Annotated in this window: 19 protein-coding genes; 8 read left to right on the forward strand and 11 right to left on the reverse strand. The window is 64.4% G+C overall.

Going from position 1 to position 26,584, the window contains the following annotated elements:
* Positions 1-34: 34 nt before the first annotated feature.
* Together AWB65_RS25505 and AWB65_RS25510 are read right to left on the reverse strand one after the other, a co-directional pair.
* Positions 35-1,576 carry a hypothetical protein gene (locus tag AWB65_RS25505; protein WP_087669804.1) on the reverse strand — a complete coding sequence of 514 codons (1,542 nt, stop codon included), beginning with the start codon at positions 1,574-1,576 and terminating at the stop codon, positions 35-37.
* A 52-nt stretch (positions 1,577-1,628) separates the two neighbouring features.
* On the reverse strand, positions 1,629-2,426 hold the full coding sequence (locus AWB65_RS25510) for an N-acetylmuramidase family protein (RefSeq protein WP_087669837.1): 798 nt from the start codon (positions 2,424-2,426) through the stop codon (positions 1,629-1,631).
* 611 nt (positions 2,427-3,037) lie between these two features.
* Between AWB65_RS25510 and AWB65_RS25515 the strand changes: the two genes are divergently transcribed.
* Complete coding sequence (locus AWB65_RS25515) at positions 3,038-3,805, forward strand: hypothetical protein (protein ID WP_087669805.1); 768 nt, start codon at positions 3,038-3,040, stop codon at positions 3,803-3,805.
* Between the two features lies 1 nt (position 3,806).
* On the opposite strand, the gene AWB65_RS25520 is transcribed toward AWB65_RS25515, so the two are convergent.
* Complete coding sequence (locus tag AWB65_RS25520) at positions 3,807-4,847, reverse strand: LuxR C-terminal-related transcriptional regulator (protein WP_087669806.1); 1,041 nt, start codon at positions 4,845-4,847, stop codon at positions 3,807-3,809.
* Between the two features lie 334 nt (positions 4,848-5,181).
* On the opposite strand from AWB65_RS25520, the gene AWB65_RS25525 reads away from it, so the two are divergent.
* Positions 5,182-8,526, forward strand: coding sequence for an adenylate/guanylate cyclase domain-containing protein (locus AWB65_RS25525; RefSeq protein ID WP_087669807.1), 3,345 nt, complete (start codon positions 5,182-5,184; stop codon positions 8,524-8,526).
* 11 nt (positions 8,527-8,537) lie between these two features.
* Here AWB65_RS25525 and AWB65_RS25530 read toward each other — a convergent pair whose 3' ends face one another.
* The 3 genes from AWB65_RS25530 to AWB65_RS25540 form a co-directional block, all read right to left on the reverse strand.
* Positions 8,538-8,981 (reverse strand): hypothetical protein, encoded by a 444-nt coding sequence (locus AWB65_RS25530; protein WP_087669808.1) that lies wholly within the window; start codon positions 8,979-8,981, stop codon positions 8,538-8,540.
* 165 nt (positions 8,982-9,146) lie between these two features.
* Entirely contained in the window at positions 9,147-11,384 is a 2,238-nt protein-coding gene (locus AWB65_RS25535) for a T6SS phospholipase effector Tle1-like catalytic domain-containing protein (RefSeq protein WP_087669809.1), read from the reverse strand.
* Between the two features lie 197 nt (positions 11,385-11,581).
* Positions 11,582-12,766: a hypothetical protein gene (locus AWB65_RS25540; RefSeq protein ID WP_235007763.1), complete on the reverse strand. Its 1,185-nt coding sequence runs from the start codon at positions 12,764-12,766 to the stop codon at positions 11,582-11,584.
* A gap of 298 nt (positions 12,767-13,064) precedes the next feature.
* Between AWB65_RS25540 and AWB65_RS25545 the strand changes: the two genes are divergently transcribed.
* Positions 13,065-14,633 (forward strand): PGAP1-like alpha/beta domain-containing protein, encoded by a 1,569-nt coding sequence (locus AWB65_RS25545; protein ID WP_087669811.1) that lies wholly within the window; start codon positions 13,065-13,067, stop codon positions 14,631-14,633.
* Between the two features lie 61 nt (positions 14,634-14,694).
* On the opposite strand, the gene AWB65_RS25550 is transcribed toward AWB65_RS25545, so the two are convergent.
* The 5 genes from AWB65_RS25550 to AWB65_RS25570 all read right to left on the reverse strand — a co-directional run bounded on the left by AWB65_RS25550 (position 14,695) and on the right by AWB65_RS25570 (position 21,875).
* Positions 14,695-16,188, reverse strand: coding sequence for a DUF2252 domain-containing protein (locus AWB65_RS25550; protein WP_087669812.1), 1,494 nt, complete (start codon positions 16,186-16,188; stop codon positions 14,695-14,697).
* Positions 16,189-16,307: 119 nt separating this feature from the next.
* Complete coding sequence (locus AWB65_RS25555; RefSeq protein ID WP_200821797.1) at positions 16,308-17,285, reverse strand: substrate-binding domain-containing protein; 978 nt, start codon at positions 17,283-17,285, stop codon at positions 16,308-16,310.
* A 58-nt stretch (positions 17,286-17,343) separates the two neighbouring features.
* Complete coding sequence (locus tag AWB65_RS25560) at positions 17,344-18,381, reverse strand: ABC transporter permease (RefSeq protein ID WP_087669814.1); 1,038 nt, start codon at positions 18,379-18,381, stop codon at positions 17,344-17,346.
* Entirely contained in the window at positions 18,378-19,898 is a 1,521-nt protein-coding gene (locus AWB65_RS25565) for a sugar ABC transporter ATP-binding protein (RefSeq protein ID WP_087669815.1), read from the reverse strand. The genes AWB65_RS25560 and AWB65_RS25565 overlap by 4 nt, the downstream gene beginning before the upstream one ends.
* 192 nt (positions 19,899-20,090) lie before the next feature.
* Positions 20,091-21,875: an IlvD/Edd family dehydratase gene (locus tag AWB65_RS25570; RefSeq protein ID WP_087669816.1), complete on the reverse strand. Its 1,785-nt coding sequence runs from the start codon at positions 21,873-21,875 to the stop codon at positions 20,091-20,093.
* A 148-nt stretch (positions 21,876-22,023) separates the two neighbouring features.
* Between AWB65_RS25570 and AWB65_RS25575 the strand changes: the two genes are divergently transcribed.
* From AWB65_RS25575 to AWB65_RS25595, 5 genes are all read left to right on the forward strand, one after another.
* A complete protein-coding gene (locus tag AWB65_RS25575) occupies positions 22,024-22,650 on the forward strand; it encodes a TetR/AcrR family transcriptional regulator (protein ID WP_087669817.1) in 627 nt (208 codons plus the stop codon).
* A gap of 50 nt (positions 22,651-22,700) precedes the next feature.
* Positions 22,701-23,171, forward strand: coding sequence for a hypothetical protein (locus tag AWB65_RS25580; protein ID WP_087669818.1), 471 nt, complete (start codon positions 22,701-22,703; stop codon positions 23,169-23,171).
* Positions 23,172-23,596: 425 nt separating this feature from the next.
* Entirely contained in the window at positions 23,597-23,914 is a 318-nt protein-coding gene (gene flhD / locus AWB65_RS25585; protein WP_087669819.1) for a flagellar transcriptional regulator FlhD, read from the forward strand.
* Positions 23,915-23,934: 20 nt separating this feature from the next.
* Positions 23,935-24,528, forward strand: a complete 594-nt coding sequence (flhC, locus tag AWB65_RS25590) for a flagellar transcriptional regulator FlhC (RefSeq protein ID WP_235007764.1) — start codon at positions 23,935-23,937, stop codon at positions 24,526-24,528.
* A 523-nt stretch (positions 24,529-25,051) separates the two neighbouring features.
* A complete protein-coding gene (locus tag AWB65_RS25595) occupies positions 25,052-26,554 on the forward strand; it encodes a carbohydrate porin (RefSeq protein WP_087669820.1) in 1,503 nt (500 codons plus the stop codon).
* Positions 26,555-26,584: the final 30 nt, after the last annotated feature.

Raw genomic sequence — 26,584 nt, forward strand, 5'->3', positions numbered from 1 at the left:
GCAACGTTGACGTCATCGAAGGAATCAACGTCGTTTATTGCGCGGCCTTCGCCGTATCCGCGCGTGGCTGCGGCTTCTTAGGCGCGAGGGGCGCCGCTTCGGTCCGGCCAGGCACGCGCGCCGGGAAGATGGCGCTCACGAGCCGGTCGATGAATGCGAAGAACTTGTCCGACGCGTAGCCCGCGACGAACGCAACCGCGAGCGGCGAAAACTCGACGCCTTCGTGCAGCAGCTTGCTGAACAGGCCGATCGAGATGCCGACGATCACGGCCGTCGTGATATGCGCGCGGTTTGCGACCGTCGAATGCTCCGGATGAAACAGGCTCGCCGACGTATCCGCGCTCAGTTGCCGCAGGATCGCGGCACACGCGCCGAGCCATGCGTACAGCACGGGCAGCAGGAAGCTCGTGATCGCCCCGACGAAGGCGAGGATGACGTCGCGATCGTTCGTCGCCATCGCGCGGATATCCTGATAGACGGCTATCTTCTGGAAGCCCTGCTCGACCGCATCCTCCGGTCGCCACGTTCTTTCCGATCGCGAGCCGGCGGACTCCTTCCACGATCCGGTCCCGAGCAGCGGTAGATCGACTTCGAGTGCGCGTCGGCGGTTGTCGGCGTCGCAGTTCCAGTTGACCGTCGGGTCCGCCTTGCCCGCCGCGCCCATCGGCCTTCCCAGGCTCACGTTCAGCTCGCTGTCGCGCTTGTCTGCAAGCGATCGGCTCGGCGCGCATCTGGGCTTGTAGGGGCTATCCGCCTCGCCGATGAAGAAAAACTGGCGAATCGCCTCGGTGCGCTTCACGTCGGCATAGAGTTGCCGGTTGTTGGTCGCAAACTGTTGCAGCGACTGCTTGATCTGCAAGGCCGGCTGCGAGTTCTGCAGTTGCTGCACGGCGTCTTCGCCCTTATCCTTCGCCGCGATGATGTTCGCGCGATGTGCCTGCAAGAGGTTATGCATCGACAGCGCCATGGCGTCGTTCTGTTCGACGACCTTCGACACATCGGTGGAGATCTGATCGACGACGAACAGCAGGCAGGACAGCGACACCACGAGAAACGCCAGCCCGAATGAGGCCCAGGTGTAGAGCTTGATTGCCTGCCGCGCGCCCTTGCGCGCTTCCGCGCCCGCCGTCTCGGCGATGATCGGTGAGACGACGCGCGCGATGCGGCTCATCCCCGCATAGAACAGCGCCTCGGTCATCGCGTCCCAGGCAACATCGTGCTGCGCCGCGCGCGCAACCGAAAGGCATGCGATGTCGCTTTCGCAGATCGGCTTGCCCGCCTGCGCCGCGTAGGAGACGAGATCACCGCAACGGTTCAGGTCCTCGGCGATGCGCGGGTCCGGGTATTGCGCGTCGCACGCGATGCGATGCATGGCGGCATGGAACGCGTCGCGGGTCGGTCTGCTTGGGGCGCCCAGTTCGAGCGCCTCGCGAGCGGCACGCACGGCGGCCATATCCGCGTCGCGGACCGGTATGCCCATGTGTGCCGCATGGGCGATGAGGTTCGCGCAGCGGTCGAGTTCGGCCGACAGTTGCTGCCGCTCGCCAGGGTCGTTCGGTTCAGGTGTCTCGATCATGATGGTCTCCTTCGCGTCGCCGGTACGGCTCGACCGGCGGCGCCGTCCGTGCTCACTGACGGGCGCGCTTGTCCTGCGCCGCCTGCCGGAGCACGCCCAGCAGGTTCACATCGACGCCGTCGGTCAGAGGCAACTGCTTCTGAGCCTCGAATGCGTTGAGCGCGGAGCGGGTGAAGCGGCCCATCACGCCGTCGATGGCGCCAGGCTCCAGTCCGAGGTAGGTGAGATAGACCTGCGCCGCCCGCAACGTGAGGTCCGGTGTGCCGCCCGAGACGAACTTGCTGAAGGCGCCCGAGAGCCGCACGTCATAGTTGTTGGCGCGGAAGTCGGGTCCGTTGTAGTTTCTGGCGAAGGTGGCCCAGTCGTGCTGACGCAGCGGCTTCTGCCATCCGTTGCCGACCATCAGCCGGGCGGTCGCCTGCAACTGGTCGCTTTCCGAGCGGGTCATCGCCGACACCATGTCCTGCACGCTCGAATAACCCGCCGACGAGAAATTGAAGCCCATCACTTGCCCGAGGCCCCACGACGCGGACCTCAGTGCCGCAGTCTCGTCGAGCGCCGCGGCTTCCGCGAGGCGATCGTACTGGTGAGCCCCGCCTGCCCCGTAGCCGCCCGCAGTGGGAGCGCTGACGTCGGGGTGGCTCGCGTCGAATTGGCCTTTCGTCTCGGCGTGGAACTTGTGACGTTCGAAGAGAATCGCGGGCCTTCCGTCCGCAAGATAGCCGCACGCGCGCGTCTCGACCGCGAGCACGGCCCACAGTTCGGGGGCGTTGATTCCCAACGTATCCAGCGCGTTACCGACACCGTCTTCGTCCAGTGGCGCAGCGTTGCCGTTGAGTGGGATAGTCATCGTGGTCACCTCGGTATCGATCGTTCCATATTCCAGGCAGTCGCCGCGCGATGGCGGGATGCGCCGGGGATACATGCCGCGCTGACGGTTCGTCATCCTGGTCGATGCGAGTCGTCGCGGTCTGCTTCGGAAAGACGAACGCTCGTTTCGCGTTTGAAAGCGCGCGCGTCGTGTGGGCAGACTGCGCGCGAATACGACGTGCAGATTGCAAATTCGCCACCTGCTCATCGTTTCCTATGTGAAGGCCACCGTGCCTGTCTTCGCCCATCCGAAAGCCGCGCCGAACGGGCGCATCTACGACTTTCGATGTAGCCGGTTCGGCCGATTTCGCGACGCCCCTGTTCCTCCTACCTTTGAACGCATGAAGCGGCCGCGCACCGCGTGCGCGTCGCTTCCGCCGCATGCGCGGCGTCATTTCCGTACGCGGATGGTTCATTGGAAAGAGGGGGCCTCATGACATCGTTCGCCAGTGTCGGGAAGAAGATCGAGCTTGCCGAAGCATCCGCTGCAAACACGGGCTCGCCTGCGTTCGCCGGTGACGCGATCGGATTCATAGCAAAGCGCGGCCTCACTAGCGGTCATCGCGTATCGCGTGCGTTGCGGAGTTCATCATGGAAGCGTTGAAGCACCCCGGCGCGAGCCTCGTGCTCGACGCCGCGACGCTACTCGATCTCTGGCATCGGCGCGCGAGTCTCACGCAAGCCGAGATGGCGCAAATCTATCGGCTCGTGCGTTTCGCGCTGCGCAGCTACCATCCGTCGGAGTTGCGCGCGCTGCCCGAGGACAAGGAGGAACTCATCGCGCAGTTCATCTTCTCGCGGGTGCTGCGACTCGATGCGGACCGTGCCGTGTCGCACGCCTGCGCCGAGAGCGCGCCTTCGACGGTCTACGCGCTATGCGCCTATTTCCGGCGCTATCTCATCGACTGCTTGCGCAGCGCGAGCGTACAGCGCAATGTGTCGCTCGAAGTCGACGACATGGCCGCCAGGATCGACGCCCATGCGCGCTCCCTCGCCGATCCGATCGCCTCGGCGCTGGCGGAGCATGGTCTCACCGAGGCCAGCGTGCGCGCGTCGGCGCGTCTCTTCGTCGGTTCGCTTGACGTCACCGACCGGGTGATCCTGTCCGCCACGCTCGGCGCGAACCGGCGATGCAAAGGCGGGCTGAGGAGTGTCGCGAGCGAGCACGAGATTCCGTCGTATCACTATCGCGCGCGCAAGCTCGGCGTGACAAAGAAAAAGACGGAGACGCCCGCCGACTTCGGCACGACGAAAATCGGCGGCTGGCTCGCGACGACGCTCGGCATTGCGCTCACGATCGAAAATCGCGACGCGATCCTGATCGCGCTCAATCTGCTGGCGCTGGAAGTGGGTGCTTGAATCAGCCGCGCCGGGAGCTATCGGCCTGCAGGCGGCTCGCGAGAAGCTGGATCAGGTAGATCGCGAATTCGGGGTCCTGGTAGTAAAGGCGGACCGCATCCGCGGCGCCGACGATGCGCATTTCGCAGTCGGTTTTGCAGACGGCCGTCGCGGTGCGGCGGCGCTCGGGTGTAAAGAGCCCGATCTCGCCCAGCACGGCGCCCGCATTCAGCACGATGCCGATATCACTGAGCAGCACGGTGCCCCGGACCAGATAGAACAGCTCTCCACTCGGGTCGCCCTTGCGAAACAGCACCTCGCCCGGGCGGAAGTGCTGGCTGTCCACATCCGCGAGCAGATGCTCCATCGAGATCCGCCCCAACACCGCATTACCGACCTGCGCATCGCGGATGCTTTCGAGGCGCGCCGCCACCGCGCTCGCTTCTCCGCGGCTCGTCACGTTCAGAACCTTGTAGATGGCGGAGAGATGCGTTTTCACCGTGGCTTCGGCCATCTCAAGCTCACGCGCGATCACCTTATTCGAACGGCCGCGCGCGAGCAGCGCCAGCACGTCGATCTGCCGGGGCGTCAAGCGCAGGTTGGGCATGGGCGCGGGCGTGCCGGACAACCGTGCTTCAGCGCCGGTATCGACAGGCAAAGCGCACCTCTGATCTGCGCGATCCGCACGCAGCGATTCAGGCAAGAAGACGCTGCCCGCGAGCGCGCGTCGCAAGGCGTCGAACAGCATCCCGGACGAAGCCGACTTCTCGATGCATCCGGATACGCCCGCCGCAATCAGCGCGCCCACCTCCGCCCGGCCTGGGTGGCTCAGCAACACGACGACCGGCGCCGCGCGAGCGTGAATGCGGACGGCTTCGCGCTCATTGCTGTCGCGGCTCGGATCGTCGCCGTCCATGACGACGCAGTCAGGCACGCGCCCTTGCGACGCGTGTGCCGCCAGGCTGTTCGCCTCGCACACCTCGACGCCTTCGCCGAAACGGCCCAGCAGCCCGGCGACACCTTCCCGAAAGAGCCCCGGCGCTCCGGTGAGCAATATGTACATCCCCGTCCTTGCGAGCGAACGGCGCGCCTGCTCGTGCGGATGCAGGCAGGATCGCGCCGGGTTGCGCACGGCCGCATTGAGCCGGCCGCGCCTTCGTCATCGAGGTCAATCCTATACCTGTGTTGCGCCCCTGCGCCAGATTCTCGCTGGGGCTGCCTTAAGTGAAAGCACCGGAATCCACAACAGTCGAACACACTAAGCATCTCTGATAGTGCGGCCACAGCACGGAGTCCTGCTCGACTATGTCCCGGCGTTGACTCGGCACCAACTAAGTGGTTAGAGTCGAAGCGGGCTGGCAGCAACATCCGCGCACATCGCACACAGGAGCCGCGTCATGGATTCGCTTTCGACCTGGCTCGCCGGACTCGGCCTCGAGCGCTACGCGGAAGTGTTCCAGGCCAACGGCGTCGATATGGACTCGCTTGCGCTTCTGACCGAACGCGACCTCACTGAACTCGGCGTTCTGCTCGGCCACAGGCGGCGTCTGCTGGATGCGCTCGCAAGCTCCAAGGCTGTCACGGCGAGACCCGCGCCACCGCCGCCGCCAGCCAAAGCCGGCCGCCCGCCCGGCGAGCGCCGCCAGCTCACCGTGCTTTTTTGCGATCTCGCCGGCTCGACCGAACTCGCCCAGGCCATGGACGCCGAAGAGCTGCGCGAGGTCATGCGCGCCTATCAGGATGCGTGCGGCCGCGTCGTCGCGCGCTACGAAGGCCACGTGGCGCAGTATCTGGGCGACGGTCTCGTCATCTACTTCGGCTTTCCGCGCGCGCGAGAAGATGCCGCCGAACGTGCGGTGCGCGCCGCGCTCGACATCATCGCGGAGGTCGGCCGCCTGCCCGCCGTCGCGCCACTGAGCGCGCACATCGGCGTGGCGACCGGTGCGGTGGTGGTCGGCGATGTTGAAGGCGAAGACCCTTCCGCATGCGACACCGCGGTAGGCGCGACGCCGAATCTGGCGGCACGGCTGTGCGCGCTCGCCGGTCCCGATCAGATCATGATCGCACCCAGCACGCGGCGCCTCCTCGGCTCCACGTTCGAACTCGAAGATTTCGGCGAACATGCGTTCAAGGGCATCGGCGCCCCGGTGCGTGTCGACCGCGTGGTGGGCCTCGCGTACCGGGAAAGCCGTTTCAGCGCGATCCGCCCGGATCGCAGCATGCCGTTCGTCGGCCGGGATCATGAAGTCGATCTGCTCGTCTCGCGCTGGCAGACCGCGCGCGAATCGGAAGGCCAGGCCGTGCTGCTCGCGGGCGAGCCGGGCATCGGCAAGAGCCGCATCGCGCACGTGCTGCGCGAACGCCTGACCGGCGAGCCGCATCTGACCTTGCTCTATCAGTGTTCGCCGTTTCAGAGCGGCTCGTCTTTTCATCCGATCATTGGACACCTTTCCGAAACGTGCGGTTTTCAGCGTCAGGATACGGCTGAAACGCGCCTCGACAAACTGGAAGCCGCCCTGAAACTGGAAGCGAGCGAGATTGAACACGTCGCACCGCTGTTTGCCGCGCTGCTGTCGCTGCCCACAGGCCGGTATCCGCCGCGCATGGACTCGCCACAGCGGCTGCGTGAAGTGACCATCGACGCACTGGTCGAGCAGCCGCTCAGGCTTTCACGCGGACAACCGCTTCTGATGATCTTCGAAGACGCGCAATGGGCCGACGCCGATACGCTAGAGACCATGGCGCGATTCATCGAACGCATTCGTCACTGGCCCATTCTGGTGCTGATCACTTGCCGCCCCGAATTCACACCGGCGTGGACGGCGCACGGCAACGTCACGCTGCTGCATCTGAACCGCCTCGCCAGGCGCCAGGCTGCTCAATTCGCGGAGGAGCTGACCGCCGTCAAGCCGATTCCGCACGACGTACTGGAGCAGATACTTGAGCGTGCGGATGGCGTGCCGCTCTTCGTCGAGGAACTGACGCAAACCGTGCTCGAAGCCGGTTTTCTCCGCGACGCGGGCGATCATTGGGAAACGAAGGGGCCCGTCGCGCCGCTCGCGATTCCCTTCACGCTGCACGACTCGCTGATGGCACGCCTCGACCACCTGGCGCCGGTGAAAGCGGTCGCGCAGATCGGCGCCTGCATCGGGCGCGAATTCGATCATGCGTTGCTCGCCGCGATCGCTCCGGTCGATGCCGAGCGGCTCGCCGAGGCGCTTCTGTCGCTGGAGGCGAGCGGTCTGATTTTCCGGCGCGGCTCGGGCGACGATGCTTTCTACCGCTTCAAGCACGCACTGGTCGGGGATGTCGCATACGACAGCCTGTTGAAGAGCCAGCGCGTGCGCATCCACGCGCGCATCGCGCGGGCGCTCGCCGAGGATTTCGGCGAGCGCGCCAAGGCGAGTCCCGAACTGCTGGCGCACCATCTGACGTGCGCGGGCATGATCGACCGTGCGGTGCAGCAATGGAACGTGGCGGCGCGCACCGCGATTGCGCGCAACCGGCATCAGGAGGCGCTCGTGCACGTCGACTCGGGGCTGGCGCTCGTCGGCCAGGTCGGCTCTACGCGACGGGCCGATTGTGAGGTCGCTTTGCTGGTCACGGGCGCCGCGTGTCACTGGGCGCTCAAGGGCTACGCGTGCCCCGAGGTCGCCACGCTGTGGGCGCGCGCCGAAATGGTCCTGGAAGGCGTGACGCAGGAGCGGCTGCTGGTGCTCGCGCTGGTCGGCATCAACAACTTCGCCTATGCCGCCGCGGACTCCCGCAAATCCCTCGCGACGACCGAACGACTGATCGAACTTGCCTCACGCACCGGGGACACCGACAGCAAGATCGTGGCGTACGCGGCAGTCGGACCGATCCTGTATCAGCAGGCACAGTTCGCACGTTGCGTCGCGTTGCTCCAGTACGTCAACGACACCTACGAAGTCGCGCGCTACACGGGCTACGGGCGCCTCAACGACGCCAAGGTGACCGCCTGCTGCTGGCTGAGCTATTGCCAGCTGTCGGCGGGACGGTTCGACGAGGCGCGCAGGCTTGCGCGCATGGCCATCGATCACGCGGACGCGCTCGCGCACCCGTTCGTGCTGTCGCAGGCGTTGAGCGTCGCGGCGCGTCCGTTCGTCGAAGTCGGCGATATCGGCGTGGCCCGCGAGCTGTGCCGCCGCTGCATCGACTTGTGCGACACCCAGCGCCTGCCCTTCTGGAAGGGGTGGGCGATGGTCTACGAAGGCGTCGCAGCGGCGCGTGAAGGGCAGTACGCGAGCGCGCAGGCGCGGCTGGACGAGGCGATCGCGCATCTCGCGAGCAACGGCGGGCACAACGATCTCGGGTACGTTCACGCGTGGCGCGCGCAGGCGCTCGCGCACCTCGGGCGGTACGACGAAGCACGGCGCAGCATTGCAGCCGCCCGCGCCGATTGCCTGGGCACGGGCCAGCAGACCGGCCTGGTCGATCTCGCTTACGCCGAAGGCGTGGTGGAGAGCGTCGACCCGCGTGCCGCGCCGGGTACGGCCATCGAGCGGCTGCGCACCGCGGCCGGCGAGGCGCGCTCGCAGAACCTGCGGCTGCTCGAACTGCGCGCCAGCGTCGCGATCGCCGCCATGCTGCGCGCCGAAGGACGTCGCGACGAAGCCAGGGCGTGCCTCGAACCGGTGATCGAAGGATTCACCGAAGGACACGACTGCGCGCAGATGATCGAAGCGCGCCATCTCCTCGCGACGTGCGCATTGGGGGCGTGACGGCTGATGTTTCATCGCGCGGCATGGCTGCCTGATACAACTGCGTTCGTCGACATCGACTTGCTGCATGCCGTGGATTGTCCGACCCACTGGCGATTGCGCTCGTCGACGACCTGTTGGACCGTCACCTGCGCGCAGCCATGGTTGTTGGGGTAGAAGAGCCCCATCTTGTTGAAGAGCGGCAGCGCCGCATCATTGACGTACAGAAAGAGCGGCCCCGCCGTCTGCGCCGTGATCTGCGCGACGAGCACCTTGCGATCGGCAGGCGTTTCGTCGCCGGCCACGAGACAGGTCGCTTCCTCCGGCTGCAGCGGATCGAAGTGGCCGCCGGTGAGCTTGCACCGCTTCGGCTTCGTCTCGTTCGGAGAGGACGCAAGCGTGCGACGGTCGTTCGCGTAGTGGTGAAGCTCCAGCGGCGCCCACGGTTCGAGCACGTATTCGTCGTGGCCCTTCACGCCGATGCGCGCGATCGGCTTGAACCAGTCTTCGAACCACCAGCGCTTCAGTCCTGCTGCGAAGAAATGCGCTACGGAATCCGTGCCGAATCCGCCAACATCCGTGCGCTCGGTCCGGTCGAGCCAGTCGCCCTCGGTCGTGAGCGTGATCTCATAACGTGCGCCTCACTCTAGCCGGATGCCCGAATTCCAGCACAGGTCCGACGTATGAAATGGCTGCGTGACTGCGCCGCCGGCCTGGCACACCTTGCCGACCGCGCTCATGCCGTCCAATACCGCCCGATTCAGGACGGCGACGCCGCCGCCCAAAATGACGAGAAGACAGATGCCCGGCAAGACCTTGAACGCCGTGAAGCGGCACATGGCCCGGAACGTGTCGCTCTCGCGAAGCTTGCGCGCGAGACTCAACGCGAAACCGCCCTGCATGGCGCGCTGTAGCGCCACGGGCGTCGCATCGGGGCGCGTGACCTCGCGCCAGACCCGGGCGAGCCGTCTCACGCGCGAGGCTCGCCAGAGCACCAGCCAGGAAAGCACGGCGGCGGCGCCCGTCAGTTCCCATGTCGTCAACTGCCGCGCGCCCAGGTTCCACCACGCAATGGCCGCCGGAAGCGCGAACACGAGCGCCCCGAGCAGCGTCATGTTGCGGCTGCCTTCTTCGGATCGCCGACGCCACTCCAGGTAGTCACGGCAACGGTTTGCGTGCCAGGAGAGATACGCGCGATCATGCACGCGCTTTCTGAGGGTGGTGCCGAACTGAAGCGAGCACAGCCAGGCCACGAGCAAAATCGCGAAGACGCTCGAATGTGCACCGAACGCGTTGGTCCACGAAGAACTCCACGAAGGCAGGACCCCCTTGATCGCCGTCAGCACCGTGTTGAGCATGTCGCTTTCCAGATGCGCTGCGTCGGACTCGATGATCGCCGCCGGAAACAGTTTTTCGATCCATTCAATCGCGCCGGCAAGCTGGGGAAACAGCACCAGCAGAATCGATAACGACAGTGTGACGAGGTAGGCGATCCGCCGCCAGAATACCGTGTCCCAGGCGAGCGACATCGCGTCGTTGCTGCGCGTCCGCAGCGCGCCGAGCGCCTCGTCCAGCATGAGATGGCTCGCATGGAGCCCATTGGGGTCCATGCCGTCGAGCGGCGCCGCTGCTTTTTTTGGGCGCAACAACGGCGGCGCCTGCACCTGCGCATGCTCGGGAACGGCTACGAGAAAGCCGCTCGGGTCCAACACCTGAAAGCTCTGGCGCACCGCGACGGGCGCATACCTGTCGCTGCCGAACGCGATGCGCAGCGGCACGCTCCAGTGCATGATCGGCCAGTATGGTTTCCCGCCTGCAGCAATACAGCCCAATGCGAGCCGCGGCAGGTACGGATAGCCTCCCGCCATCCCTTTGCGTGAGTCGTAGATGCGCGCAAAGGGCGACTGCGCCGCGACGACCAGTGCCACCGCCGATGGCAAGAGACGAATGCCGACGGCGATCGCCTCGCTCATGATCCAGTGGAGCGAAACGAGCGACAAGCGGTCCTCCGGGTAACCTCCGCCGACATTGCAATGCACGCCGGGGAACCATACCTGCGTGATACGGCCGGGCTTGATCTTCTCGTGCGCAGCGCACGGTGGCGTTGCGGTTTCATCCTGTTCGACTCCCTCGCCTTCTTCGACTTGCGGCTCGTCCGTTTCATCCCACAGCAGCGGATGAAAGGTCGATCGTTCGTCGTCGAGCGACAGCGCGTGGCACGCCCGTTCCACGCGCCGTGACAACTTGAGATCGCCGAACATCATCGGCCAGATCGTTGCGCTGATCGCGCGCTTCAACGGCAGGATTGGCACGCCGTACGCGGAAACCGTATCCCAGAGTCCGACGAAGCGTATCGGGATCTTGCGTTGTTTCCCGACTTGCGCGTAGGGGACACGCCGGCTCACGAAATCCGTTGCCCGCAAGATGCCATCGCGCAAGCCGCGCAAGCCGTTGACGATCGGACTCTTCGACGGAAACCGTTCGGACCGGTAGTGACGATAAGCTCTTCGCGCGTTGCGATCCAGGTCCTCCTCGGACGAGGCGATGACGAGCCCTTCCGAGTCGATCAGGCCGATGAGCACGCGGATCGTAAAGGCACCCCGGCTGAAGCCGAAGCCGCTGATCTGGTCGCCCGCTTCGTAGTTGCGGCAAACGAACTTGTAGATGTCGATGACGTTGCGCTTCAGGCCCCAGCCGAAGGCACCGCCGGCCAGTGCGAGATACTTGTTGGTCGAGGTGCCGACGCCATCGTCGTAGAACGCGATCTGATCGTCGCCCGTCTGATCGAGCGCTTCGAACATGCGCCATACGTTGGTCTTTTCCGCCTTGGCGGAGCTGTTTCCGGTACCGTCCGAAAGCAGCACGATATTCTTTGGCATCGGGGGCTCCCCGGAAACTTGAAGTCAGGCGTCTCAAGCAACATTCGATGTCTTCAGCGCGGCGCGGCGTGCCATGCGCGCAGACCAGGCCAGTTATCCCCTGCTATTTTCACTATGGGATAACCGGCTTCCGGTCTCCAGCCAAAGACTAGAAGTGCCACGCCGTCCACTCGTACTATTCGCTGTCGCTCAATTGCTCAATTCACGGCGACGCGTCGTGGAGCACCCGTCGCGGGCGCCGCGGGACGTGGCTGAATTGCGGGCCGGGACTGCGTCTGAGGTTGAGCGGACGACACATGTTCCTTTGCGCTCAGTTGCGCCGCAGCAAGCCTCTCCGCGGTCACCGTATCGATGACCATGTTCCCGTACCGCTCGAGAAACTTCCCGCACACCGATGACAGTTCCGTTGACGATCCAGGAAGCGCGCCTGAGTTGGCGCTTGCTGTCGAGTCACGCTCGAGCGCGACCGAGCAAGCGAGAACGAGCGGACCTGCCTCGCTTCCACGCAGGAACGCTTGCTGCAACTTGACGATATCCGATGACTGCGCATCACTGAGCGTGCCTCGCGTCGCCTGTCCGGGCGTCGACGTCCCGGAGGTTTCAGCGTGTAGCGTTGCGGCGCCGTCCTTTGCATTGGCAGCCGTATCGTTAGGCTTGGCATCCGTCGATTGCGCAGAGCCAGCCTTGCTGACAGCCGTCACCTGCTTCGCCACTTTCACGGTGGCGGGGACCATGTTCTTGTTCACCGCAGGAGCAAGAGCAGGAGCCGACGCTGGATCAGCCGGTGCCGCGCCGGCATCGGCCACTTTGTCGGCCGGGCGGCTGTCGGACGAGGCGGTCGTGCTCGTCTGATCCGGCGAAACGCCATCCCCGCCGACGAGTTCGACCGCGAGCAACGTCACCATCACGTCGCCGAATCGGCTGAGCAGGAACGCATAGCTCATCGGAGAGATCGCGCCGTTGGCATACGCCTCGCATGCGCTGAATAGTCCGTTGCGCAGCAACTGGATCGTCCCGAGCCGCTTGCCGAGTTGAGCGATGGCTTCGCTGCGCGAGCGGGACAACGCCAGCGAACCCTTGATGTCGCCTGCTTCGGTCAGCGCCGGCAGCGCGTTGGCTTCGGCCTCGGCGGATGCGCCGAAAGCGGTCGAGAAGGCTTTCGCAACATCCGGGCTGGGTTCAGCGCACACAACGTCCGACGGCCGGATCTTGCCGGACTGCGGGTCGGTCACGACTGTCCGGGAATAGATGAGCCGCGAATCCGCCTTCGTGGCGAGCGTATCGGCGTTGCCCAGCGTCTGATGAGAAACGCTGGGCATGTCCACGCATGCCCCTAATGTGAGGCTGGCAGCGGCCAGCAAGGTCGCACTGTGCTTGTACATGATGTCTCCGACACGGTCGAGGTCAAATGGCGACGCCCTTCGCGCCACGCGGAGAAGCCTTGGCTTCCTGCGTACGCGCACTGTTGCGCCGTGGACGAGCCGCCGCGCGGCTCCCTGGATCGAAGAACGATCGGGCAGAAGTGGTTTGAATTCGAGCCGAACCACGGAATATTTGCAATTCGCTTTCAAAAATGGATTAACTTGTGCGTTTATGACGGGCGTGAGGCTTGTCGCTGCGAAGACGATGCCGACGCCGCGCCCTGCAGGTTCACTCAGATACCGTTCACCGGGAGGACCCATGTCCAATCGTGTACCGATCATTTACGTTCGCGGCTATGCCATGACCGAAGGCGAGCGCAACGAGACCGCCGCCGACCCGTTCTGCGGATTCAACGTAGGTTCGACCGTGTATCGCGCGGTGACGAACAAGGAGGCGAAGCCCGCCAAGTTCGTATTCGAATCGCCTCTCGTACGGTTGGTCACTGAGTTTCAGTATCAACACGTCTACCAGAACGGTGCGGACATCGTCGATCCAGGCTGGGAGCCGCCAGCGGACGCCGAAGGCAAGCCGAGTGCAGGAATACCCAATGCGTCGATTGTGATTTATCGCTACTACGACGATGGCTCAAAGTATTTCGGCGATGGCAAGCCGCGGGAAATCAGCGAATACGCGAAAGGCTTGAGCGAGCTGATTCTCGCTGTGCGGGAATTGGTGTGTAAGCGCGAAGGCATAGAAAAGAAAAATTTCAAATGCTATCTCGTCGCTCATTCGATGGGCGGACTCGTGGCTCGCGCGTTCCTTCAAAACAAGGCGCTTGGCGATAAAGACGCGCGCGAATCGGTGAGCAAGTTCTTCACCTTCGCGACGCCGCATAACGGCATCGAAATGCTGGACGTGAACGTGCCTCGCTGGCTGACGAAGGACGAAATCGACACATTCAACCGAACCAAGATGGCCTCGTTTCTAGACATGACTTCTATAAAAAACCAGTACGATCGAGTCGATCTCGTTCCGAACGACGCCTTGCCGATAGACCGCATCTTCTGCATGGTCGGAACGAATCGCAGTGACTACGAGGCGGGACAAGGGCTTGCCCGGGCGTTTGTCGGCCACGGGAGCGACGGTCTCGTGAAGATCGCCAACGCATCGGTTTGCGGGTATGACAACGGCCAGATCACCACGCCTGCGGCGACGGCATACGCGTTCCGCTCGCACTCGGGCGCGTTCGGGATCGTCAATTCCGAGGAGGCTTATCAGAATCTGGTGCGGTTTCTCTTCGGCGACGTTCGCGTCGATATCTGGCTGGATGTGGACAGCGTCTCCTTGCCTGCGGAACTCGAAAACAAAGCGAAGGTCGAGGCGCTCTATCAGGTCGAATTGAGGGCGGCGCCGCGTGGGAAGCGCTGGTTCCTGACCCGTCGTACCGCGATCGAGGATTCGCCCGCCTGCCGTACCCACGAGGAACTCAGCAACGGCGGCCCGGATCGAAGCAGGATCTATCTTTCTTCCGTGTTTCTGTCCAAGCGCGCCAGCGTCGACCGGGAAAACCAGACCCTCGCCTATGCCATGATGCTCGCGGTGAAGGTTCCGGACTACGAGATCGACCGCGTCTTCTGGCCGAACGGGCATTTCGAAGGCGCGGACCTTTATCGCGATACCGCGTTTCTGGAAGTCACACCACCCAAGGCGTCGGCGGCTGGCTGGGACGTGAAGTACTGGTGGGCGAGCGCGCCGGACAGCCCATCGACCAAGACGATGCAATTTGCGAGCGCATCGTCCACGGATGAGTTGACCATGAAGTTCGCGAACAATAATCGGCCGGGCATCAGTGGACAATTGAGGCTTGTCGTGCGTCCTTGGGCTTGAGGTCAATCCGTGTCGCGCGTTTCGGTATCGGCTGCGGTGCTACGAGCCGCCATCCCGCAACCTAAGGCCGAAACGCGCTCTTCCCCGTCCCCTGCGCGACCGGTTCGACCGGCAGAACCCCACGCGCCACCGCCTTTACCAGCGCCTCATGATCGGCTTCGGTCTGATCAGCGTATGCATGGGCGAAGCGGCACAGCGACTTGTCGAGCTTGTCCGACGATCCCGCGTAGCCCGCGATCATCGATGCACCGCTCGTGCGCGCATGCCCCTTCGCGAGCAAGTGGCCGACGATGCCGGCGTAATCGGTCAGTGCCGCCGCGTCCAGCGCGTCGAGCGGAATCGTGCCCTTCATGTTGCGAAATTGCCGGACGTAGTACTGCAATCCGTCGATGGTCGTCCATCCGAGCAACGGATCGCTGACGGTCTGCAACGCCTGCTGATACTCGACGACACGTTGTCCCTGATGAGCGTGCCACGCCGAGTCGCCGTGAACGAAGCGCGCGAGCACGGAGCGCCGCGCCTGCTTCAACTGGAGAAAAACGACATCGTCCGGGCTGCTGCCTTCGAGCAGCGCGACGTAGGCACGCAAGCCGACGCTGCCCACGCCGACCACCTTGTGAGCGATATCGACCAGCGTGTAGCCGCCGAGCGCGCGGCGCCAGTGCGGCGCGAGCGTGGCGAGATATTCGTCGAGCGCCACGGCGATTTGTTCCGCCTCCGCTTCCGGCACGTGCGTGATCAACGGCGGTTCGTCCACGATGCAACGCCGGCCGTCGCGTTCGGTCGTGAAGCGCGGCAACGCGCGATCGCTCGTCCGCGACCGCGCGCGCTTCGCCGCGCGGGCAATCTCGCCGCGCAACGCGGTGTCGGTCGCGGTCTCGTGAAGCCGGTCGACGTCGATCCGCTGATAGGAGCGTGACAGCAGCGGCTCGTTCGCAAGAAAACGCACTTCCGCGCGATACGCGGCGACGCACGATGCGACCGAATCGTGGCACTGGGCTTCGGTCGCACCGGTGTGCCGGCCCGCCACCCAGATGCTGGCGACGAGCCGCCGCAGATCCCACTCCCACGCGCCCGGATGGGACTCGTCGAAGTCGTTCAGGTCGATCACGAGGTCACGTTCGGGCGACGCGTAGAAGCCGAAGTTGCCCAGGTGGGCGTCGCCGCAGATCACCGGGGTGATGCCGGTCGCGGGCAAAGCGGCGACGTCCTCGGCCATGACGATCGCCGTGCCGCGCAGGAACCCGTACGGGGACGCGACCATGCGGCCCACTCGCACGGGAATCAGCCAGTCGAGCCTGCCTTCGTGCGAATGACGGATGAGCTCGACCGGGTCCGGCCGGTTCGCCGGCGCTTTCCAGTCGCCGAGCGCACTGCGGGGAACGCGATCGCGCAGGCTCCGGCCGAGTTCGAAGCGCTCGGCGCGCGACATCGGCCGGCGGCGGAGCGTTCGGTAACTGTCGCTGTCGGCATCGGCGAGGACGACGTGGCCCGCAGGTGCGAGCGGTATCGTAGTGCTCTGCGCCAGCGGCAAGCTGGCAGGTGCTTTGTTCATTTCCGCTCGCTTTGTCGGGGCCGCGTGAAGGATATCGATGGAAAGCGATCACGTCGGCCAAGGCAATCATTCTGCCACCGGTTGAACCATCCGGCGGCCCGAGCTTGAAATGAGCCCGCCTAGAACTTTTCCTTGCCGTAGAGCGCTTTCGCGTTGGCCTGATCGATGCGCTGGGTCGGCACGATGACGCTGCGCGGTACTTCCGTCGCGCAGTCGATCAGGATTTTCTTCGCGAGTTCGAGCGCCTGAGCCGCGCCCGTCGGATAGGTGAACGTCGCGGCCCACTGACCGTCCGCCACCGCGCGGATACCACCGGACGGCCCAGGCAGCCCGTCCGTGCCGATGATCTTCACTTGCCCGACCTTGCCCGCCTGCTTGGCCGCGATGTACGCACCCGCCGCCGCAAGATCGTTACTTGTGTACACGAGCTTGATGTCAGGATGCGCCTGCAGCATCGCGGAGAACACCGTGACGGCCTGGTCCTCCATCCAGTTGACCGGCTGCACCGCGACGAGCTTGATCTTCGGATTGCCGGCGATGCCCGCCTTGAACCCTTCGAGCCGTTCGATAGCCGGGGACGAACTCGGCAGCCCTTCGAGCACCGCGGCCTCGCCCCCGTCCGGAAGCAGTGTCTTCGCGGCCCATTCGCCCGCCTCCTTAGCAATCGCCCGGTTGTCGCCGCCGACGAAGGCCGTGTAGTTCTCGCCGGTCGTCTTGCGGTCGAGTTCGATCACCGGGACGCCCGCCTTGTAGACCGCCGACACGGCCGGCGTGAGCGGCGCCGCCTCGAACGGCGAGATCATCAGCAAGTCGACGCGTTGCGTCATGAAGTTCTCGACCTGTGAGACCTGCGTGTTCACGCTCGCCTGACCATCGGCGATGACGAGCTTGAACTTCGGATAGTTCTTCACGAGGCGTTCGAGCTCGTGATTGACGTGCTCGCGGTACGGTTCCTTGAAGTTCGCCTGGCTGAAGCCGATCACGTAGTCGTTGTTCGGCCCGCACTCTTTCGCGAGCGGCTTGCCGCCCGCCGCCCACGCGCCGGACGCGAGCGCAACGCCCGCAACGAGCAAGGTCGCTTTCGGAAGGGTTTTCATGTGCCTGTCTCCTTTTCGTTTTTGCATACGCCACGCGCTTCAAGCCGCGCGCGAGGGTTTACCGCTTCCCGCCGCCGCGTCCGACGACGTAGGTCTGCAAGGCCGCCGCGATCACGATGATCGCGCCGGTCGCGAGCAACTGCATCGCGGCGCTGACGTCGTTGAGTTGCAGGATGTTGGCGAGCGCGCCGAGCATGACCGCGCCCGCAATCGTGCCCACCATCGAACCCGCGCCGCCGAACAGGTCCGTGCCGCCGATCACGACCGCGGCGATTGCGTTGAGCTCGTAGCCGGTGCCGTCGTTGGGGCTGCCGAACGAGAACTGTCCCGCGTGGACAATGCCCGCGATCGCGGACGCGAAGCCCGTCAGCGCATAGACCGAGATCTTGATCGCGCTGACCGGGATGCCGGACAGGCGCGCCGCCTTCTCGTTTCCGCCGACGGCGACGACGTAGCGCCCATAACGCGTGTTGTTGAGCAGGAACGCAGCCGCGACCGCGAGCACGACGAAGACGAGCGTCGCAACCGGAAACACGCCGCCGATCCGCTCGCCGAGCACGCCGAACGCGGGCGGCGCGCTGCCGGGCCCGGTGCCGTAGTTGATGTTGATGAACGCGTTGTTCGACGCGATCAGTGACAGTCCGCGCGCGGCCTGGAGCCCCGCCAGCGTGACGATGAAGGCCTGAATGCGCAGGCGCGCCGAGATCAATCCCTGGACCGCGCCGAAGATCACGCCGGTCGCGATGACGAGCGACAACGTGCTCCAGAGCCCCCACCCTTCGTTGACCAGCAGCGTCGCGGTCAGCACCGAGCAGAGGCCGAGCACGGCGCCGACCGACAGATCGATCCCGGCTGCGATGATGACGAAGGTCATGCCGAGCGCGAGGATGCCGGTCTCGGAGATCGAGCGGATGATGTTGGCGACGTTGTCGGCGCCGAGAAAGAGGATGTGTCCGTGGCGGCGCGGCGAAAAGACGATGCCCGCGACGACCACGAGAATGAGCCCGAGCAGGCTCTGAAAACGCACCAGCCACGCGAGCAGGCTGGGACGCGGACGCTCGGCGGTCTTGGCGGTGGATGTCGGTGTCGTGTTCATGCGGCGATCCCCTCGCCTTCGCTGATGCGTCGCACGGCTTCCTCGCTCGGATTCGGGCCGAAGTCGTGGATCGTGCATCCCGCGTGCATGACGACGATCCGGTCGCACAGGCCGATCAGCTCAGGCAGTTCGGATGACGCGACGAGCACGCCCAGGCCATTGTTCGCGAGGCCGCGCAGGCGCCGGTAGATTTCCGCCTTGGCTCCGACGTCCACGCCGCGTGTCGGTTCGTCGAGTAGCAGGAGGCCGGGGGCGTTCATGAGTTCCTTTGCGAAGACGACCTTCTGCTGGTTGCCGCCCGACAAATTCACCACCCTGGCGCCGGGGAGCCGCGGACGCACGTCGTAGTCGTCCAGTGCGCGCGCGACGTGCCGCTTTTCGAGTGCGCGCGACACGAGGCCAAATGGCGTGACGCGCTTTAACGTCGACATGAGCACGTTCTGTCCGACCGTGTGATTGAGGATGAGACCGGTGCCGCGCCGGTCGTCGGTGACGTAGGCGATTCCCGCGCGCCGCGCCGCCGCAATGTCGCCGAGGACCGTCGGCTTGCCGCGCACTTCGACGAGGCCGCGCCAGCGTCCGCTCGTGCCGAAGCCGTACAGCGTCGAGAGCAGTTCCGTGCGGCCGACGCCCATCAGCCCGGCGAGCCCTACGATCTCGCCTTCGTGCACCGTCAGCGAGACGTCGCGCGGCGCTTGCCAGCCGGTGCGCACGATGTCCGGATCGAAGGCGGCGTGTTCGAGCCGCAGGATCGGCGCGCCGATCTTCTCGGAGCGCGGTGGAAAAAGGTCGGAAAACGGACGCCCGACGAGCAGTTGCACGAGCGTGGCCTGCGGTGCATCGGGGGCCGTGGTGCCGACAACGGCGCCGTCGCGCATCACGGTTACGCGGTGCGCTATGCGTGTGACTTCTTCGAGCCGGTGCGAGATGTAGACGATCCCCACGCCGCGCCCGGAAAGCTCCTTCACGACGGTGAAGAGATGATCCGCCTCGACGGCCGAGAGCGCGGCGGTCGGTTCATCCATGATCAGGATGCGCGCCTTCGCGGACAACGCCTTGGCGATCGCGACGAGCTGTCGCTCGCCCATGCGCAGGCTTGCGACCGAAAGACTCGCATCGAGCGATACGCCCGCGCGGGCCAGGAGGTCCTGCGCGCGGCGCCGCATGTCGGCGGCGGCCAGCACGCCGTTCCTGGTGATCTCGTTGCCGAGAAAAAGATTGCCCGCGATGTCGAGGCCCGGCACGAGGTCGAGCTCCTGGGGAATCATCACGATGCCTGCGGCGTGGGCTTCGCGCGGGCTCGCGAAACTCACGGGACGGCCGTCCAGCGTGATGGCCCCGGCGTCCGGGAGAACCGCGCCCGATAACACGCCCATCAGCGTCGATTTGCCCGCGCCGTTTTCGCCGAGCAGGACGTGCACCTCGCCCGCCGCGAGATCGAAGTCGACGCCCCTCAGCGCGTGTACCCCGCCGAAACGCTTCTGAATGCCGCGCAAGTTCAGGAGTGGCGCCGTCATCGTGCAACGGACCGAGCCCGCGTTATGTCCGCATGCATGTCTCCTCCTTAAGCGACGGAGTTTCGTCTTCTTCTATCGTCGCGCATAGAGCTTAGGCACAGGCAAGCGCTTGCGCAAGCGCTCGCCTCGGGTCTCATATGCTGACATTGCCTTCGGCCGCGCCAAAAACCTGCTTTATCTTACGATTTCATTTCAGTGCGAGTGACGCGGATTGCCGCGTTCCGCGATCACTTTGAGGTAGAGCGTCGCGGGTTCGAGACATCCACCCGTGGAAAGCTGGCCCACCGTCTGCCGATACAGCTCCTGCCACGGTGTCTGGGAACGCGGAATATCGAACGTGACGGTCTGGCGGCGTCTCTCGAGCTCTTCGTCTTCGACCAGCACGTTCACGCTGCGCGCGCTCAGGTCGACGCGAATGCGGTCGTTCGTGCGCAGCAGCGACAGCCCGCCGCCGACCGCCGCCTCGGGCGACATGTTGAGGATCGACGGGCTTGCGGACGTGCCGCTCTGCCTGCCATCGCCGAGTGTCGGCAGGGACGTGATGCCCTGCTTCACGAGCGACGCTGGCGGCGCCATGTTGACCACCTCCGCGCTGCCCGGATAGCCCACCGTGCCCGCGCCACGAATCACGAGAATGCAGTGCTGGTCAATTTCGAGCGACGGATCGTTGATGCGCGCGTGGTAATCCTCGGGACCGTCGAAGACGATCGCGCGCGCCTCGAACGTGTTCTCCGCGCCCGGCTCGCTGAGGTAGGTCTGGCGAAACGCATCACCCACGACCGACATTTTCATGATGGCGCTGTCGAAGAAATTGCCCGACAGCACGATGAAGCCCGCGCCGTGCTTGAGCGGTTCGTCGGCCGTCTTGATGACTTCGCGGTCCGGCGCGGGCGCTGCGGCAGCGATCTCGCCGATCGTGCTGCCCGACACGGTCTTGCATGCGCGATGCACGAGGCCCGCCTGCACGAGCTCGCGCAACACGGCGGGCACGCCGCCCGCGCGATGAAAGCTCTCACCGAGATACTCGCCCGCCGGCATGCAGTTCACGATCAGCGGCACCTGCTCACCCACGCGCTGCCAGTCATCAAGACTCAGTTCGACGCCGATATGCCGCGCGATAGCGATCAAATGCGGCGGGCAGTTGGTCGACGCGCCCAGCGCGGACGCCACGACGATCGCGTTCTCGAACGCTTCCTTGGTCAGGATGTGCGAAGGGCGCACGTCCTCGCGCACGAGATCGACGATCCGTTTGCCCGTGACGTACGCCATCTGGCCGCGTTCGCGATAGGCGGCGGGAATGCTCGCGCAGCCCGGCAGCGACATGCCAAGCGCTTCCGCGAGGCTGTTCATCGAAAGCGCGGTGCCCATCGTGTTGCAATGCCCGATCGACGGCGACGAGGCGGTCGTCAACTCCATGAAGCCTTCGTAGTCGATCTCGCCCGTCGCGAGCAGATTGCGCGCGTGCCAGATGACCGTGCCGGAGCCGACCCGCTTGCCCTGGTGCCAGCCGTCGAGCATCGGCCCGCCGGACAGGACGATCGCCGGAAGATCGACGGTAGCCGCCGCCATCAGGCAGGCGGGCGTGGTCTTGTCGCAGCCGGTGGTGAGCACGACGCCATCGAGCGGAAAGCCGTGCAGGATCTCAACGAGGCCCAGATAGGCAAGATTGCGATCGAGTGCGGCGGTCGGCCGGCGGCTCTGCTCGGCGAGCGGATGCACTGGAAACTCCATCGGGATGCCGCCCGCGTCGCGGATGCCGGCCTTCGTGCGCGCGGCGAGTTCGATGTGATGCCGGTTGCAGGGCGCGAGGTCGCTGCCCGTCTGCGCAATGCCGATGATCGGACGACCCGACTGCAGTTCGTCGCGCGTCAAGCCGTAGTTCATGAAGCGCTCGACGTAGAGCGCCGTCATGTCGGCGTGTGAGGGATCGTCGAACCATTCCTGGCTGCGCAGGCGCCGTACGTGGGGTTGGGACATGGGCTGTTCTCCAGTGTTTGTATTTGTGCTCGGGCAGGTCGCTGAACTTACGCTTCCTCGCGGCATCGCGCAATCATAGGTCTGAGGGTAAAAAGGCGGTGGAACTACCAATTGACGGTGACGCCTCCAAATTGAGAGTATCACCCCCATGAACTCCTCCATCGACCAAACTCAGCCCCCGAGCCTGCGCGACCGCAACAAGGCGCGGACGCGCGAAAGCCTTCTCGACGCCGTCGCGCGCTGTATCGAACACGACGGCCTCGCGAACCTGAGCTTCGGCCAGATCGCGCGCGAAGCCGGCGTCGGCGAAAGCACGGCGTTTCGCTATTTTCCGAACAAGGAAGCGCTGCTGGAAGCCTTCTGGGAATGGGCGCCGCACTCGATTAACCGTGACCAGTTTCCGGGCACCTTCGATGAACTGGCCGAGCGCCTCGGCCCCGACTTCGCGAACTTCGATGCGCGCGAGTCGCTCATTCGCGGGATGCTCGCATCGCCGCTCGGCCGGCAGGCGCGCCGCCGTGCGAATGCGCCGCGTCAGAAGGCATTCGAAGAACTGGTCGATCGCGAGATCGGGCCCATGCCCGACGCCGAACGGAAGCGCCTGTGCGCGGCGCTGCAACTGCTCTATTCGGCGAGCGCGTGGGCGGCGTTCAAGGACTACTGGGACATGGATGGCCGGGAAGCAGCAACGGCTTCGGTGGAAGCGATAGGCGCGCTGCTCGATGATGCGCGCCGTCGCATGCGTCAGAAGAAGAAGTCCGCAGGCAAGGCTTGATGCGGAAGCACTCACCCTAGGAACATCCCATCACTCGACGGAGGTCGCTCATGCTCTTTCACGCTTCAATCCCGGCCCGGGTTCCGCAAAACGTCGCACGCGTCATCGCTGAATTGTGGGGCGGGTTTCATGCGCCGTTCCCGTCGTTCCCCGACTCGTGGATGGCGATCGCGGGAGACGATCGCGGGACGATCATCGAGACCTATCCGAGCGATCGCGTGATTTGCCCGGGCAGCGACGGGAGTTCGTTCGTTCCTGGCGCGAGCGCGAACGCGCAGTACAGCGCGTTTCATATCGCCGTGGCGAGCAAACTCACGCCCGACGAGGTTCATGCGATCGGAGATCGCGAAGGCTGGCGCGCAGTGCGATGCACGCGTGGACAGAACTTTTTCGACGTGATCGAACTGTGGATCGAAGGGACGACGATGATTGAGGTTCTGACCGACGAAATGCAGAAGCAGTATCGCGCCTTCGCGACACCTGCGAACTTCCGCGCGTTTGCAGCGGTGGCGCAGGCGTGAGGTTGCACGGCGGCAGGCTGACTAGTCGGAGCAAACTGCCGCCGGCCTAGTCCGCAATAAAATCCCTTCCCCGTTTATAACCGTCGGGTCGAGCTGTCCGACAGTTAAGTCATCCCGGTGGCCGCCGCGCAAAGGCACGCGCCCGCTCGACGCTTTAAACATCCGCCTTCGGACCTAAAAGAATGTTCGTTCGGTTTGATTACCGCACGAATTATTTACCGTTGTTCTTATCCCACCGGTCAAATAAATAGTTCATACGTATTGATGCGCTTATAAATCCTCTCTACTATCTCAATATTAGCTGTAACCCACTGTTTTAACGGTGGTTTTCAGAAGACAACAAATAACGCGACAGCTTGATTTAAACGGCAAAAGATACCGGCAATAATTACGGTCGCGTTCGGGGCTTTTTAAAGCTGAGACATATGAATCATCTCGATACGCTGGAATCCATCCGTGAAGTCAACCTGTCGTACATCATGCTTGCGCAACGCTTGCTGCGCGAAGACAAAGCCATCGGCATGTTCCGCCTTGGGCTTTCATCCGAACTCGCGGGACTGCTCGCCGGCCTGACGCTTCCGCAGATCGTGAAGCTCGCGTCGTCTGACCAGTTGCTGTGCTTCTTCCGCTTCAACGATTTCACGATGCTGTCCGCATTGACGCAACCCGCGAAGCACGCGGACATCGCGCCGACGCACGCAGCAATCCTGCTGGCTGGCCAGCCCGCCGCACAGTTCGCCTGAGACGACTAGCCATGACCACGTTGCTGAAAAAGAGCCTGACCGAAGACGCCCAAGAAGTATTTCGCGCGATCGCCCTGATCAAACTCGGCGCGCGGATGCAGGTCCTGGAGAGCGAACTGACACTGTCGCGCGATCGCATGATCCGCATCTATCGCGAGGTGAAGGGTGCATCGCCGCCGAAGGGGATGCTGCCCTTCTCCGCAGACTGGTACATGACGTGGCTTGCGAACATCCACGCATCGTTGTTCTACAACACGTACCTGTTCCTGAAGCACGAAGCCGGCTGCTCCCATCTCGATGCGTTGACCAAGGGGTATCAGTTGTATCTCGAACATTGCGACCATAGCGGTGTCGAAGCGGTACTCGACTTGACGCGAGCCTGGACGCTGGTGCGCTTTTTCGACGCCGGCATGTTGCAGATGACGCGCTGCTGCCGCTGCACCGGGAAGTTCATCGCGCACAAACATGATTTGCAGCGCAACGTGGTGTGCGGGGCCTGCCAGCCGCCGTCGCGCGCGGGGAAGACCAAGAAGGCGGCGGCGCTCGCGGCCGCACTGGCCGTCGATACGCAAGCGGATGCGGAGAGCCGCGACTTCAATTCGCACGCAGCCTAGGCGGTATCTGTCACGCAGATGTCTCGGCAGCGACTTGACACGGCGCCGCTTCCTCAATCGCAATATCTCCGCCCGAGCCGTCCCGAGCCCGACTCGCCGCGCCCGCTGACGATCTCGCCGGGCGCCCGAACGCATCACTAGCGACGGCATGAGCGTCAGCTTCTCCAAACATCTTCGAACGACAATTCAACTTCTTCGCGTCTCTTGTCGCCATCGCTACAGCCTCCTACAAGCCCGTACGGTCTGATCATTCGCGCCCTACTCTTTCGCCTTCCTTACCGGTTTAGTCGGTATCGCCCGTGGTTTCTCCACGCAGGGTCAGCATTCTGTAATCACTCCGACACCGCCAAGTAAATCTAATGCGAATCGTTCGCATTTAGATTGACGCGTGATTTATCGGCGACTACGATCTGCCCCGGAATGCTCTTCTGACTCACTTCACACTGAAGGGAAGGCAGGCAAGGCGCTCGCTCACAAGAGGCTTCGCCCGGTCGATCATCGGTGCAAAAACAAAAGGACTCCAATGAAGCCCGTTCTCTTCGCCTTGCGCGGATTGCAGAGAAGGCCGGTCGGGTGTGACGCGTCCGCACGCGCATCGCGCCGGCGTGCGCGGATCAACACCGGCCTTGCGTGTCTCGCGCTGGCATCATCGACGGCGTTCGCCGCCGCCAACCCCGACGCGACTCCGTCCGACGCACCCGAAGCTGACCTCAACATTCAAGCGCAACCGGCCGGCCAGTGGACCGGCGTCTGGACGCGCTCGACGCTGCTCGGCGACATGGGCGGGCTGCGTCCCTGGCTTGGCCAGTATGGCGTGACGCTGCAGGCGACGGAAACGTCCGAATACCTCGCCAACCTGCGCGGCGGTCTGAAAACCGGCGGCGCCTACGACGGCCTCACCACGATCACACTCGGTGTCGATACGCAAAAGGCCTTCAGCCTGCCGGGCGGCACGTTCAACGTGAGCATGCTGCAGATCCACGGCCGCAATCTGAGCGAGCACAATCTCGGCACGCTGAACACGGCGAGCGGCATCGAAGCCGAAGCCACCACGCGCCTGTGGGAGTTGTGGTATCAGCAGTCGTTCCTCGACAAGCGCGTCGACGTGAAGGTCGGGCAGCAGAGTATCGACCAGGAGTTCATGGTCAGCCAGTACGCCGCGACCTTCGTCAACACGATGTTCGGCTGGCCTGGACTGCCGTCGTACGACATGCCGTCGGGCGGTCCCGCTTACCCGCTTTCCGCGCTCGGCGCGCGCGTGCGAGGACAGATCACGCCGTCTCTCACCGCGCTTGCCGGCGTCTATGACGGCGACCCGCTCGGCAACAATCCGGACAATATCCACGGCACCAACTTCAACCTGCACAACGGCGCGTTGTGGATCGGCGAGTTGCAGTATGCGATCAACCAGCCCGCCGAGGGCGAGATGGTCGGCGCGCCGTCGAAGGGACTGCCGGGCACTTACAAGATCGGCGTCTGGTACAACAGCGGCCGCTTCGACGACCAGCGCTTCGACAACACGGGCCTGTCGCTCGCGAGTCCGGCCAGCAGCGGCATCCCGCAGTCGCATCACGGCGACTACAGCTTCTATGCGGTCGCCGACCAGATGGTCTGGCGGCCCGATCCCGACGAAGCGCGCAGCGTCGGCGTGTTCGCGCGCGTGATGGGCGCGCCGGGCGATCGCAATCTGGTCAGCATCAGCGCCAACCTGGGCGTCGTGATGAAAGCGCCCTTCGCCGGACGCGACAACGACAGCGTCGGCCTCGCGCTCGCTTACATCAAGGTCGGCAATCACGCGCACGATCTCGATCTCGACAACCGCGCGCTCACGGGCGGACCGTACGGCGTGCGCACGAGCGAAACCGCGCTCGAAGCGACCTATCAGTATCAGGTCACGCCGTGGTGGATCATCCAGGGCGACGCCCAGTACACATTCAACGCCGGCGCCGGGCAAAACCCGAACGATCCGACGCAACCGCTGCGCAACACGTTCGTCATCGGCGTGCGCACCAACATCACTTTCTGAGCCGCGACGCTTTGTGCGCACGCACCGAGA

This window comes from Caballeronia humi (assembly GCF_001544475.1).
GTDB classification, from domain to species: domain Bacteria; phylum Pseudomonadota; class Gammaproteobacteria; order Burkholderiales; family Burkholderiaceae; genus Caballeronia; species Caballeronia humi.

Coding starts and splice junctions, on each gene's coding strand:
- AWB65_RS25505 (WP_087669804.1), bottom strand. CDS start 1,576: ATGATCGAGACACCTGAACCGAACGACCCTGGCGAGCGGCAGCAACTG.
- AWB65_RS25510 (WP_087669837.1), bottom strand. CDS start 2,426: ATGACTATCCCACTCAACGGCAACGCTGCGCCACTGGACGAAGACGGT.
- AWB65_RS25515 (WP_087669805.1), top strand. CDS start 3,038: ATGGAAGCGTTGAAGCACCCCGGCGCGAGCCTCGTGCTCGACGCCGCG.
- AWB65_RS25520 (WP_087669806.1), bottom strand. CDS start 4,847: ATGTACATATTGCTCACCGGAGCGCCGGGGCTCTTTCGGGAAGGTGTC.
- AWB65_RS25525 (WP_087669807.1), top strand. CDS start 5,182: ATGGATTCGCTTTCGACCTGGCTCGCCGGACTCGGCCTCGAGCGCTAC.
- AWB65_RS25535 (WP_087669809.1), bottom strand. CDS start 11,384: ATGCCAAAGAATATCGTGCTGCTTTCGGACGGTACCGGAAACAGCTCC.
- AWB65_RS25540 (WP_235007763.1), bottom strand. CDS start 12,766: ATGTACAAGCACAGTGCGACCTTGCTGGCCGCTGCCAGCCTCACATTA.
- AWB65_RS25545 (WP_087669811.1), top strand. CDS start 13,065: ATGTCCAATCGTGTACCGATCATTTACGTTCGCGGCTATGCCATGACC.
- AWB65_RS25550 (WP_087669812.1), bottom strand. CDS start 16,188: ATGAACAAAGCACCTGCCAGCTTGCCGCTGGCGCAGAGCACTACGATA.
- AWB65_RS25555 (WP_200821797.1), bottom strand. CDS start 17,285: ATGAAAACCCTTCCGAAAGCGACCTTGCTCGTTGCGGGCGTTGCGCTC.
- AWB65_RS25560 (WP_087669814.1), bottom strand. CDS start 18,381: ATGAACACGACACCGACATCCACCGCCAAGACCGCCGAGCGTCCGCGT.
- AWB65_RS25565 (WP_087669815.1), bottom strand. CDS start 19,898: ATGACGGCGCCACTCCTGAACTTGCGCGGCATTCAGAAGCGTTTCGGC.
- AWB65_RS25570 (WP_087669816.1), bottom strand. CDS start 21,875: ATGTCCCAACCCCACGTACGGCGCCTGCGCAGCCAGGAATGGTTCGAC.
- AWB65_RS25575 (WP_087669817.1), top strand. CDS start 22,024: ATGAACTCCTCCATCGACCAAACTCAGCCCCCGAGCCTGCGCGACCGC.
- AWB65_RS25580 (WP_087669818.1), top strand. CDS start 22,701: ATGCTCTTTCACGCTTCAATCCCGGCCCGGGTTCCGCAAAACGTCGCA.
- flhD (WP_087669819.1), top strand. CDS start 23,597: ATGAATCATCTCGATACGCTGGAATCCATCCGTGAAGTCAACCTGTCG.
- AWB65_RS25595 (WP_087669820.1), top strand. CDS start 25,052: ATGAAGCCCGTTCTCTTCGCCTTGCGCGGATTGCAGAGAAGGCCGGTC.